Origin of the sequence: Ferruginibacter sp. SUN002 (genome assembly GCF_050611725.1) — a bacterium.
Taxonomy (GTDB): Bacteria; Bacteroidota; Bacteroidia; order Chitinophagales; family Chitinophagaceae; genus Ferruginibacter.
In genome coordinates this window covers 1,680,370-1,693,155 of record NZ_JBODJB010000001.1, presented here as the reverse complement: position 1 = coordinate 1,693,155, position 12,786 = coordinate 1,680,370, and the positions used below count along the sequence as shown (strand labels likewise).

The following is a 12,786-nucleotide window of genomic DNA, read 5'->3' as shown; positions in this document are numbered from 1 at the left end:
GGAGTTTTAACTTGCAAATCTCCAAATCAACTAATTTTCAAATCATATTAATATCCATACTCTTTCAACTGCATTTCATTATCTCTCCATTTAGGTCTGATCTTCACAAATAATTCCAGAAATACTTTACTGCTCAAAAACTCCTCAATGTCTTTCCTGGCTAATGTTCCAAGCTGTTTGATCATCTTTCCGCCTTCTCCTAAGATAATGCCTTTTTGCGTATCTCTCTGTACTATAATGTCTGCTTGTATTTTGATCAATGTTGTCTTCTCTTTAAACTCCTGTATCAACACAGTGGTATGATATGGAATTTCTTCCCCGTACAACAAAAATATTTTCTCTCTGATCAATTCACTTACAAAAAACTTTGTTGGCAGATCGCTGATATCGTCTCCTTCATAAAAAGGAACGCCTTCCGGCAAATGATTAACAATCGTTTTTAACAGATCGTCTATCCCTTTTTTCTTAAGTGCTGAAATAACGATCACTTCTTTACAATAAGATTGTTCTTTAAAAAATGCTATTGCAGATTTTATTTTTTCTTCGTCAACTGCATCTACTTTATTAATAATTACTAAGGCAGGTACTTTTAATTTTAAAGAAGAAAAAATTGCATGGCTCTCTTCCACTTCTTCTCTTGCATCGGTGATTAGCAAGGCTACATCTGCATCTTCCAGACTACCTTTCACTGCCTGCATCATTTTTTCATGCAGTTTGTATTTTGGCTCAATAATTCCCGGTGTATCTGAAAAAATAATTTGATACTCATCAGAAGTAACAATTGCCTTGATACGATGACGGGTAGTTTGTACCTTATGGGATACAATAGCTAATTTCTCACCAACCAGTGCATTCAGCAATGTACTTTTACCTGCATTAGGTTTACCGAAAATATTTACAAAACCAGATTTCATTTAATAGCCGTTTAGCTGCAAGCCACAAGCGTCAAGCTATAAGAATTAGAGGAGGTAATCAATTCTTTGAGTTGAGTTGCAACTTACCAAGAATAAAAAAGGCTCTTTTAGAGCCTTCAATTTTTTAGTTGCGAAGACCGGGATCGAACCAGTGTCCGCCAGATGGCGGATATGAGCCACATTTCACAATTTTTGTTTAATCAAAGACCAAATAAATTCTCTTCCTTTTGCTGTTTTCAGTTCTTTCTCTCTCCTCATAGCTTCACTTTTGACGCTATACTCTTCCTTATAAGCCAGTTTCCAGGGTCGAAATTAATTGTCCATCCTTTTTTACCTAATTCATTGTGTGAAAGTAACCTTTGCTTTAAATTAGATGTAAATCCGATATAAATCTTGTCAGAACTCTCACTATAAAGAACGTAAACATAGAACATAAAAAAAGGCTCAAACTAACGAGCCGTTTTAGTTGCGAAGACCGGGATCGAACCAGTGACCTTCGGGTTATGAGCCCGACGAGCTACCGCTGCTCTACTTCGCGGTGCAAAGTTAGGGAAATACAGTTTCCCAGCCAAATAATATACATTCGTTATACAAAATACTTTTATGAATCACATCAGGATCATAGGCTTCTTTACTCTTATGACTTTTCTATCATTGAGTTGTACAAAAAAATCAAAACAACAGGAAGATGAAATATATAGTCGTCATTTACAGAAACATATTAAGTTAACCATCATTAGCACACCATTACCCGATGATAAAAAAGAGCTGAATTTACTTTTGTTGAATGATGGGCAGGATGTAGAAAAATTCAGATTAAAAAAAATTCTTGATAGTTTATACAACAAGAAATTAATTCAACCGGTAGTTATCGTTGCAATACATGCAAGCGATAGAACACAGGAATACGGCATCGCAGGTTTTCCTGATTATAAAAAAAATGGCAGCAAGGCAGATCAGTATGCATCTTTTATAGATAATGAATTATACGATTTCGCAAAAAAGAAAGCTGGAGTAAGAAAATTTAAATCGGTTGTTATTGCAGGAGAAAACCTAGGAGGCTTATCAGCTTTTGATATTGCCTGGAACCATGCTGATAAAATTGATAAGGTTGGGGTTTTCTCCGGAACATTTCGTTTTAGCAAAAGAGCATTTACAACTGAAACTCCCGATTACTCAGATGCTTCAGACAGAATTCTCTTATCGGTAATGAAATCTTCAAGAAAAAAACCACATTTAAAATATTGGTTTTATGGAGATGATGCTGATGAAAAGGGGATCCGATATCAAGATAGCATAACCATCAATCATACAAAAGATCTAATTAAAATCATTAAAGACAAAAAAGTTTGCCCCGACGCTGACATTGTTTATAAAGAAGCCGGAACTGATCAAAACAACTATATAGGCTGGAGCAAAGTATTACCGGATTTTTTGCTTTGGGCTTTCGGTAAATAAAAAACCACCTCAATAAATGAGGTGGTTGGGCTTTGGTTGGCCTTTATTAATTATTAATTTTTTACAACAACAAATCTGTTTTGCAGTATTGTTCCATTTGAGCTAACAGCTTTCAGTATATAAGTTCCTGCAGATAAATTGCTAACATCAAGCTTAACAGAATTACCGCTTACTCTTAATTTATTGATAACGGTTTTACCATTCAAATCATATACACTGATAGTGTTGTTATTGGCAAATGCGTTCATATCAACAGTAATATTTTGATGTGTTACAGTTGGATAAATTTCCAATCCCATATTTTTACCGCTGAAATAAACGGAAACAATTTCAGAATATGTTTTTCTACCGTCATTCGACACTTCAGTTAAACGATAGTAATTGTAACCCTTTACAGGCGAAGGATCAATCGCATCATAATTTAAAGTAGAGCTACTCGTACCGTGAGCTGCGATCACCCGTATGCCAACAAAATTAATTCCATCAAAAGATCTTTCTACTATAAATTCTTTAGCCTGTAATTCAGTGGTGGTTGTCCAGTTCAATTGAACTTGTCCGGCACTGCTTTTTTTAGCTTTAAAGTAAGACAATACTATTGGTAATGGCCCACAGGCTGTACCCACACATTCGTACAAAGGACAGCTAGCATATGCAGCAGGAGTTAAAAATGCATTTAAATACATTCTTTGACCATTTAGATCTTCAACCGCACTTCCTGAAAAAGTATGGTTACCCAAATAAAATATTAACCCGCCTTTACCTGAAACATGCTTGGTTACAGTTGCTCCAAATATAGAATCAGTAGCAGCTGTGTTACCAACTATTACCGGATAAAAATTATTTAATGCTGTTCCTCCAGGAAAACGTTGCCATGTTTGCATAAACCCGGTTTGATTGGCTTTGAAAATTCCATCAAATTGAGCATACGACATATCTGCATTTGAATAGCCAACATTGGCATCAGGAATTAATACGTTTGAAGTTTTATAATCCGACCCTCCACCGGTAATACCATTTGATGATTGCACTTGTCTGAAATTTTCGTAAGTAGAAATAGCATGACATTGTGCTAAGAAATTACCTCCTCGTGCAACAAAATCTTTCAAAGAATCTACAATTCTATCGATAGGAAATCCACCGCCACCATCATTATGTGGTTCTGATGCAAAAGTGTAACAACCATTGTAAAGATTAACAGCAGAATCGAGAATTGCATAATTCGTTGTAGGAATAGAAGCTGTAACCATGAAGGCTTGTTGAATAGATCCCTTACCTCCATCATTTAAAATTGCAGCCTTAGGTTTAACCCCTTTCAGATCGTAACGTACATCAACATTTACAGAAGCCGTAGTTCTGTAAATATTTACTTTTGAACTGTTCGATAATGAATTATTAAATAATGTTATCCCTATACGTGCCAATGCTGTATCAGTTGGAAAAATAACGAATGGACCCGCTTTAAAATCTTTAGGGGTACCTCCCGCCGCAACAAAAGTAGGGAAAGCCTTTTCTGCCGTTACTGAAAAATCAGCATCGCCATGAGCTTTACCGGATTTTATTACCCATCTTAATCTTACACCTAAATTTTGTAAGCTAACAATCAATCCATACGATTTAAGGTTGAAATAACCGGGAGCATTTTGATTGGCATTATCCATAGCAATTACAAACGAACCAACAGGAAGTGTTTGAATATTTGCATCCGGATTAGGCAAATCAGTGTTTTGTGCGGTAACTGTCAGTGCAGTACATACCGATAACATCAGCATAAAAGCTGAGAGGAAAAAAGTTTTCATACTAAAAAAGTTTACAAGGTTTAAAGCTTTTTATAGAATGAATTGGAAAATAGCTATTGATTTTTTTGAAGAAATGCAAAATGCATCCGTAGGATGGAGGATAAAAAATTAAAACGAACTAGTTTATGAATTATTGTGCAGAACTATTATTTTTTATCGACGTAATTAAAAACAAACCAAATCCTTACTAAGTATCTATTTTATAAATATTTACACATTTAAAATAATAGCTATTAGTTTTTAAGAAGCCGATATTTAAAAGAAAAAATTAGGAAGTGTAGAAAAAAGCGATATAACTTTGCACCACAAAACGCTCTTTTAATCGTCAGAATTTCCGGGGTGCCAATTATATTTTGCCGGCAAAATATAAAACAGCTGAGATCATACCCGTATAACCTGCTCAGGATAATACCTGCGAAGGGAGATACACTTTTACATCGGATGCTTCTATTCCGGATGTTCGACACAAATTTTATCGAATGAAAAAATTATTTTTAAGCAGTTTGCTTTTAACAGGCATTGTTGTATGCCGTGCACAAAAAGTCAAAAGCTTGTCAGATACTACTACCCTTACTGCAGTAGAGGTATCAGCCATCAGAGCATCAGACAATGCCCCTTTTACAAAAACAAATCTTTCAAAAAAATCAATTGAGAAAAACAATATTGGACAAGACCTCCCATTTCTATTAAACCAAACACCTGCTGTTGTTATCAGCTCCGATGCAGGTAACGGTGTAGGATACACGGGAATAAGGATCCGTGGTACGGATGCAACAAGGATCAATGTTACATTGAATGGTATTCCGTATAATGATGCAGAAAGCGGCGGTGTCTATTTCGTAGATATGCCTGACATTGCTTCCTCGACCAATAGCATTCAAATACAAAGAGGCGTAGGTACTTCTTCAAACGGAACTGGCGCTTTCGGGAGTACCATCAGTATTTCTACAAATGAATTAAACGCTAAAGCCTATGGAGAGATCAATAACAATTTTGGCTCTTTCAACACCTGGAAAAATACTGTGAAAGCCGGAACAGGATTGATCAACAATCGTTTTACAGTTGATGCAAGACTGAGCAGACTGAGCAGTGACGGTTATATTGACAGAGCAAGCAGCGATCTTCAATCGTTATACTTATCGGGGGCGTATATCAGAAAAAAATCAACCCTAAGGTTTAATATTTTATCGGGTAAAGAAAAAACTTATCAAGCATGGAATGGCGTTCCCGACTATTTACTGGAATCAGACAGAACAAATAACTCTTCCGGAACAGAAAAGCCCGGCACTCCTTATGATAATGAAACGGATAACTATACTCAAACACATTACCAATTATTTTATACACGTGCCATTAACAGCAAATGGAATTTTAATACCGCCGCTTTTTTAACACGTGGGTTAGGTTATTATGAAAACTATAAAGGAGACCAAAAATTCTCCAAATACGGATTACCTAATCTTGTGATCAGAGATACAACGATAAAAACAACGGATGTTATCAGGCAAAAATGGTTAGACAATTATTTCTACGGGCAAACATTTGCCTTACAATATCAAAATGCTAAAAATGCTGTTACTATTGGCGGTGGCTGGACAGTATATGATGGTATACATCACGGAAATCTTATATGGTCGAAGAACGGTGGAATTGATAACGATTATGAATACTATCATTTGAAAGCAATAAAAAGTGATATAAACATTTATACAAAATGGCAACACCATTTATCTACCAGACTGGCAATGTTTGCAGATCTACAGTACAGGCATGTACAACATGAAATGAATGGATTTCAGGATCACCCTGAATTAGACGTGAACCGAAAATTCAATTTTGTGAATCCGAAATTAGGTCTGACTTATAACAGCAATGACTGGCAATATTACTTCAGCTACGCTTTGGGAAATAAAGAACCCAACCGTGATGATTTTGAAGCAGGCATCATCAATCAGCCTAAAAAAGAAACCTTGCATGATTTTGAAGCAGGTATTGAAAAGAAAAATACTAATTATTCTTTTGGTGCAACCGCATATTATATGCTTTACAAAGACCAATTAGTTTTAACCGGACAATTAAATGATGTAGGTGCTTATACAAGAGTGAATGTACCCAATAGCTATCGTTTGGGAGTAGAACTACAGGGAGCTTATGTTGTCAGTAAAAAGATAAATGCTGCTGCAAATATTGCATTGAGTTCAAATAAAATTAAAAAATTCACACAGTATATAGATGAGTATGACGCTAATTGGGAATGGCTTTCAACAAAAGACATTACGTACAGTAATACCTCTATTGCATTCTCTCCATCAGTAGTAGGTGCTGCAACAATAAATATTCTGCCATACAGCAATTTGGAATTCAGTTTGATCAGTAAATATGTTGGTAAGCAATATTTAGATAATACACAAACAGACGGAAGATCGTTAGATGCTTTTTATACTCAAGATGTGAGAGGTATACTGACTTTAAAAAATCTTTTATTTAAAGAATGGAATATTCATGCGCAAGTGAGCAATCTATTTAATACTAAATATGAACCAAACGGCGCAACTTATCCCGCAATTGTAGATGGGGCTGTAGTGAATGGCAATTATTATTACCCAATGGCTGGCACTACTTTCAACATAGGCATTAATATTAAGCTATAACCCTTTCCTTAATACAAAAACACCGGTTAATTTAAATTGACCGGTGTTTTTATTTATAACATAAAAAATCGTTAGCTGTATTTAGCCTGCCAATCCAACATACCCCCTACAAGGTTTTTTGTATTCTTAAAACCTGCTGCGTCCAATATCAAACAAGCCTGCCCGCTTCTGTTACCGCTTCTGCAATAAATGATGAGTTCTTCATCTTTCAGATCTTCCAACTCATCGATTTGCATTGCCTGGATTTTTCCTAACGGAATCAATGGCCCGCCAATATTGAATTCTGCATTTTCATGCGGCTCTCTTACATCAACAATATTTAATTTTTCGCCTGCATCTAATCTTGCTTTTACTTCTTCAACTGTAATTGTATTCATTATTCAATTTATTTGTTTTTTTTATTATTATCTGATCGTATCCCTTGGAAGTTGTGTAGATGATATCCATATATCCATCAATTGGCCGGGATGGATAAAGTATGGTGTATTTTTTTCATCTAAGTGCCTTGGACTTTGTCCGTAAATAAATGCCGAACCGGTATCTCTTACATCACCGGTAGCAATAACAGCTCCCAACGACAAACCATTAGAATCAAGTAATGCCTTAGCATCCAAAAATCTCATCCCATATAGATCCGGAACGAGTATCTGCTCATCCGGTAATCCACCACTAACGATCAAGGTAATGGCACTACCCCATTGTATTTTCTGTCCGGGCATTATTTTTGAACCCATATATTGTTGTTCAAGGATCGACCCTTTCATAAAATCCTGCTTATAAATAGTATCCTGCAACTTGAGATGGCTTCTGGCCAAAACATCCAACGCAAAACGCAAACTCAACCCTTCAAGTTTAGGCATTTCAATCATAGGGGGCGTATATCTGTTTACCGTAAGAAAAACACTACGATTTACTTTTACTGTAGCATTACCATCGGGTAATTGTTTTATAACGGTACCTTTCTTTAGCGTATCGGTATAAACTGAATCTTGTATCACCACTTCAAATCCCTTTTCTTCAAGAATTTTAATAGCCTCTTTAGTGTCTTTACCAACCAATGAAGGAACAGTTAGGTATTGCCCATGATTGGTTAACCAACTGAGAGTTTGCAGCGTTAAAAAAACCAGCAACAACCCCAGCACCAATGCTGCCAGCAGGTTTACCCAAAGCGGTCTATCAGTTATAAATTTAAACATATTGTTTAGTTAAAACATTCTTCAATTAAAGCACTATAAAAATCTTTTAAAGTCCATCCCATTGCTCTCACTTGTTGAGGCACAATGCTAGCCTCACTTTGTCCGGGCACCGTATTGATCTCTAACATGTATGGATTACCGTTAGCTTCATTGTAAATAAAATCGATCCTTACCACACCGTTACAATTAAAAATACTATACGCTTTTTTAGCTGCACTGCTTATTTTATCAGCTATTGATTGATCCACTTTCGCAGGCGTTATCTCTTCGCTCTTTCCTTCATATTTTGCTTCAAAATCGAAGAATTCGTTCTTAGCTATCACTTCTGTTATCGGCAGCGAAATGATCTGCCCTTTTGTTTTAAATACGCCAATGGTAAACTCTCTTCCTTTGATGAATTCTTCTACCAATACCTGATCATCTTCTTTAAAAGCCTTTTCAATCGCATCGGCAAGATCCTTCGCCTTATTTACTTTACTCATCCCAATACTGCTTCCTCCATTATTTGGCTTTACAAAAACGGGCAGTTTTAATTCCTGTAAGATACTTTCCGTTGTATGGTTTTGATCTTGTTTGAACAAATGTAAAGATTTTGCTACATGCATCCCTGCAAAAGCAGCAACAGCTACCGTATATCTTTTATTGAATGTTAGTGCAGAACTGGCAGCGTTACAAGATGTGTAAGGTATTTTCAAACAATCGAAATACCCTTGCAGTTTACCGTCTTCGCCGGGTGTACCATGCAAGCCAACGAGTACTGCGTCAAACTTTATTTTATTACTGTTGATCGTAATTGAAAAATCATTTTTGTCAACGGGTATCTGTGTCCCATCGGGGGCTAAATAAAACCATCCGTCATTACGAATATCTATCTTATAGCAATCCCATTTTTGGTCATCGATATTATTTTCAATAGTAACGGCACTCTTGTAGGATATAACCGCTTCACCGGAATAACCGCCTGTGATCAGGGCAATTTTTTTCTTCATTTATTTATTGAACGTATTATTTGAACAAAGAAACGAAAATAGTTGTTAGTTTTTGGCATGACGCCTCAAAGTAGCATGAATTTAAGTAAACTTTAATGAGTTATTTCAGCTCACCCACACCTTCATTACCACAATTCAGCACAAATTTCCATTTATTATCAGGTTGTTTTTTCCAAACATTTACATAGGTGCCATATTCTACAGTAGAATCATTTTTAGATTTGAGTGAATATATGCCATAGGTATATCCTATTTCTCCCGATTGTGCAATGGTACTCCCTTGTGGATCCCATGTAACGCTATATGTAGAATCTTCACCTTGGGTAATGTAGAAAATAGCCTCACCGCCAAAGATGGGTTTTGTGTTGGGCCTAAGCAATATGCCGTTACTATCAATATATTCGAAATAAGCCGCTTTCCATCCCTTTTCTTCACTCATTTTAGAAAAATCCCGATCGGCCTGTACCATATTCATCTTTTCCTGAACAATATCAGTATCCGGTTTTTTATTAAAACAAGATGATAAAATAAAAAGAAAGGCTATAAAAGGTAGAAATTTTTTCATGCAGTAATTTAGTGAAATCTATTAAGAAGTCAAATATACAAAAAGGCGAAAGTATTTTACAATACCCTCGCCGTTGTTACAGGAAATATCACCTGTCTGTAGTAAGACCTTCCGGTCTTTATAAAGAGTTATACGTGTAAGCTTTCTTTCTTTGCCATCAACACTTCTACTGTTTCTTCGTACATTTCATCAGGTACACAACAATCTACCGGACAAACAGCAGCACATTGTGGTTCTTCATGAAACCCTTGACACTCTGTACATTTATTTGGTGTAATATAATAAGTATCTACACTAAGTGGTGCATTGCGTTGATCTGCATCTACCTGAGTACCATCCAATAAAGTAAATGCACCTTTTACAGTTGTTCCGTCAGCAACAGCCCATTCTACACCGCCTTCATAAATTGCGTTATTAGGACATTCAGGTTCGCAGGCTCCGCAGTTAATACATTCGTCTGTGATTTTAATAGCCATCGTCGTTTTGTTTTTTTAGAAATAAAGGGTTAAATAAAATACTTTTGCACTTCAAAAGTATAATTACCAAATGAATTTACAAAATAGAATTAATTTATTAAGTGAGTTGGGCTTTTACCTGCAAAAAAACACAGCAGAATGGCAGCAAACTAAAGAAAAAGCAGGCATTGTAAATGGCTGGTTCACTCCTGAATTTATTGATCTGGCTACTAATAATATTGTAACCGAATTTCTCACAAAAGATAAGCTGGAGGACTGGGCAAATCATTATCATCTGGACGATAATATCTCTCCGAAAAATGTTGGTATTGTAATGGCGGGCAATATTCCTTTGGTTGGATTTCATGATCTATTATGTGTATTTATTTGCGGACATAAACAAACAATCAAGCTTTCTTCTAAAGACAATATTCTATTACCGCATTTAATTGAAAAAATGATCGAGATAGATCCAGCTGTAAAAGATTTTATCCTTACTGCCGATATGCTCAAGGGTTGTGATGCCTACATTGCTACAGGAAGCAATAACAGCGCAAGGTATTTTGATCAGTATTTTGGTAAGTATCCAAGTATCATCAGACGCAACCGTACATCAATAGCCATTTTAACCGGAGATGAATCGAAAGAAACCTTAGAAAAACTTGCTGACGATATTCATAGTTTCTTTGGGCTTGGGTGTAGAAATGTTACTAAAATATTTGTCCCTAATGAATATGATTTTGTCCCACTGCTCCAATCATTCCATCGATATAAATATTTTTCGGATCATAACAAATACAGAAACAATTACGATTATAATTTATCGATGCAGATCATGAATAATCGTTTTTACATGACCAATGAAGCTACTTTGCTGGTTGAAAGCGATGCCATTTTTTCCCCTATCAGTCAACTCAATTATAGTTTTTATACCGATAAAGAAGCTTTGCTGAACAGTCTGAAAAACAACGATGATATACAGTGTATTGCAGGAGATAAGATACCTTTTGGTGCCGCTCAAAAGCCATCTTTAACCGACTACGCCGACGGAGTGGATACCGTTGTTTTTTTACTAACTTTATAGACTATAAGACTGACTGTTTTTCAGCATCTACGAAAGCGTTCCTAATTAAATGTTAAACATGTCAGTCGGTAAATATCAATTTGACAGTGCTTCGTTACTTTGTATTGTTAAGGCACAAAAATTGAAAATAAAAGTTTAAAACATAACATTCAAAATGAAAACGAAACAAATTTTACTTACTGTAGGCATTAGCGCAGTAACCGCTTTTGGTGTAATGTTTGGTTACACAAAATTCATGCAACGGAACAATTACGCCGGTCAACCAGCGGGTATTCCTTCAAATTATAAACTGGCAGGTTTCTTCGATAACAATACCCCTCCCGGTACAACTGATTTTACTCAACCTGCTCAGGCCGCATTGCCAACTGTGGTTCATATAAAAACCAAGACCAATGCAAAGCAAGTGAGCAATAATTTACCAAAGACTCAAAAAAGTCCGTTCAGTGATTTTTTCAATGATGATATTTTTGAACAGTTTTTTGGTGGAAGAGGTAACACTTACATTCCCGAACAAAAAGCATCAGGCTCAGGCGTTATTATAAGTGACGATGGTTATATTGTTACAAACAATCATGTGGTTGAAAATGCTGATGAAGTAACTGTTACATTGAACAATAAAAAATCTTATTCGGCAAAAGTTGTGGGCAGAGACCCTGCATATGATCTTGCGGTAATTAAAATAGATGCTACAGGTTTACCATTCTTATTATATGGAAACTCTGATGATGTTAAGATAGGTCAGTGGGTTTTAGCAATTGGTTATCCTTTGAATTTAGAAACAACTGTAACTGCCGGCATTGTTAGTGCAAAAGCAAGAAGCATTGGAATTAATAAGAGTACCAAAACCAGTTCGGCAGTTGAATCGTTCATACAAACCGATGCGGCGGTAAATATGGGTAACAGTGGTGGAGCTTTGATCAATACTAACGGACAATTAATTGGTATCAATTCAGCCATTGCCTCTCCTACGGGATATTACAGTGGTTATTCTTATGCCATTCCTGTAAATATTGTGAAGAAAGTAGTTGATGATATGATCAAGTACGGTACGGTACAAAGAGCATACTTAGGCGTAACGTATGCTTCTGACGGTATTTCTGACGAAGAGAAAAAAGCAAATGGTATTAAAGAAGGCAATGGTGTGTTTGTAACAGGTATATCTAAAGGTGGTGCTGCAGAAGCTGCCGGCATTAAGAAGGGTGATTTTATTACAAAAGTAAACGGCACGGCTGTTGCTTCAAGTGCGGAAATGGTTGAACAGGTTACTCGATACAAACCAAGTGATAAAGTTTCCATCACTTATGAAAGAGATGGGAAAGAATACACAACAAATGTTACACTTAAAAACAGTGCAGGTACATTTGATATTGTAAAAGAAGATAATGGTGTTGTTGCTAAGCTGGGTGCCGATCTTGTAAACCTTGATAGCAAGAAAGCAAAAGAATATGGCATTCCCGGAGGTGTGATTGTAAAGAAAATTAATGAAGGTGCATTGAATGATCAAACACGTATGAGAGATGGATTCATCATCATTAAAGTAAATGATACAGATGTAAAAAATGTAGATGATCTGAAGAAGATTGTCGGTGCAGATAAATCGATTATCATCAGCGGATTTTATCCGGGTTCGGATGGGATCTTTGATTACCCAATTACATTAGAGTAACATGAATAAAAG

At 36.1% G+C, this 12,786-nt stretch carries 12 protein-coding genes, 1 tRNA gene and 1 riboswitch; of the genes, 4 read left to right on the top strand and 9 right to left on the bottom strand.

The window, feature by feature from the left end; all coding sequences use genetic code 11:
* Nucleotides 1-47: 47 nt before the first annotated feature.
* From era to ACQ33O_RS07555, 3 genes are all read right to left on the bottom strand, one after another.
* A complete protein-coding gene (gene era, locus ACQ33O_RS07565) occupies nt 48-914 on the bottom strand; it encodes a GTPase Era (protein WP_430994963.1) in 867 nt (288 codons plus the stop codon).
* Between the two features lie 254 nt (nt 915-1,168).
* The gene (locus ACQ33O_RS07560) at nt 1,169-1,348 is read right to left on the bottom strand and encodes a GIY-YIG nuclease family protein (protein ID WP_430994962.1); all 180 of its coding nucleotides are present in this window, start codon (nt 1,346-1,348) and stop codon (nt 1,169-1,171) included.
* Nucleotides 1,349-1,380: 32 nt separating this feature from the next.
* Nucleotides 1,381-1,452 (bottom strand) — tRNA-Met (locus tag ACQ33O_RS07555).
* 65 nt (nt 1,453-1,517) lie between these two features.
* Here ACQ33O_RS07555 and ACQ33O_RS07550 point away from each other — a divergent pair.
* On the top strand, nt 1,518-2,372 hold the full coding sequence (locus ACQ33O_RS07550) for an alpha/beta hydrolase (protein WP_430994961.1): 855 nt from the start codon (nt 1,518-1,520) through the stop codon (nt 2,370-2,372).
* Between the two features lie 53 nt (nt 2,373-2,425).
* Here the strand turns inward: ACQ33O_RS07550 and ACQ33O_RS07545 are convergent, their stop codons facing one another.
* Nucleotides 2,426-4,168, bottom strand: coding sequence for a T9SS type A sorting domain-containing protein (locus ACQ33O_RS07545; protein ID WP_430994960.1), 1,743 nt, complete (start codon nt 4,166-4,168; stop codon nt 2,426-2,428).
* Between the two features lie 325 nt (nt 4,169-4,493).
* A riboswitch (TPP riboswitch) is annotated at nt 4,494-4,608 on the top strand.
* 39 nt (nt 4,609-4,647) lie between these two features.
* Here ACQ33O_RS07545 and ACQ33O_RS07540 point away from each other — a divergent pair.
* Nucleotides 4,648-6,819, top strand: coding sequence for a TonB-dependent receptor (locus ACQ33O_RS07540; protein WP_430994959.1), 2,172 nt, complete (start codon nt 4,648-4,650; stop codon nt 6,817-6,819).
* Between the two features lie 71 nt (nt 6,820-6,890).
* Here the strand turns inward: ACQ33O_RS07540 and ACQ33O_RS07535 are convergent, their stop codons facing one another.
* The 5 genes from ACQ33O_RS07535 to ACQ33O_RS07515 form a co-directional block, all read right to left on the bottom strand.
* A complete protein-coding gene (locus tag ACQ33O_RS07535) occupies nt 6,891-7,196 on the bottom strand; it encodes a rhodanese-like domain-containing protein (protein WP_430994958.1) in 306 nt (101 codons plus the stop codon).
* 27 nt (nt 7,197-7,223) lie between these two features.
* Nucleotides 7,224-8,015 (bottom strand): PASTA domain-containing protein, encoded by a 792-nt coding sequence (locus tag ACQ33O_RS07530; protein ID WP_430994957.1) that lies wholly within the window; start codon nt 8,013-8,015, stop codon nt 7,224-7,226.
* Between the two features lie 5 nt (nt 8,016-8,020).
* Complete coding sequence (locus tag ACQ33O_RS07525) at nt 8,021-9,004, bottom strand: D-alanine--D-alanine ligase (protein WP_430994956.1); 984 nt, start codon at nt 9,002-9,004, stop codon at nt 8,021-8,023.
* 100 nt (nt 9,005-9,104) lie between these two features.
* The gene (locus tag ACQ33O_RS07520) at nt 9,105-9,569 is read right to left on the bottom strand and encodes a YybH family protein (protein WP_430994955.1); all 465 of its coding nucleotides are present in this window, start codon (nt 9,567-9,569) and stop codon (nt 9,105-9,107) included.
* A 128-nt stretch (nt 9,570-9,697) separates the two neighbouring features.
* Nucleotides 9,698-10,045, bottom strand: a complete 348-nt coding sequence (locus ACQ33O_RS07515; protein ID WP_430994954.1) for a 4Fe-4S dicluster domain-containing protein — start codon at nt 10,043-10,045, stop codon at nt 9,698-9,700.
* Between the two features lie 70 nt (nt 10,046-10,115).
* Here ACQ33O_RS07515 and ACQ33O_RS07510 point away from each other — a divergent pair, with 70 nt between their 5' ends.
* On the top strand, nt 10,116-11,108 hold the full coding sequence (locus tag ACQ33O_RS07510; protein ID WP_430994953.1) for an acyl-CoA reductase: 993 nt from the start codon (nt 10,116-10,118) through the stop codon (nt 11,106-11,108).
* Nucleotides 11,109-11,262: 154 nt separating this feature from the next.
* A complete protein-coding gene (locus ACQ33O_RS07505; protein WP_430994952.1) occupies nt 11,263-12,774 on the top strand; it encodes a trypsin-like peptidase domain-containing protein in 1,512 nt (503 codons plus the stop codon).
* Nucleotides 12,775-12,786: the final 12 nt, after the last annotated feature.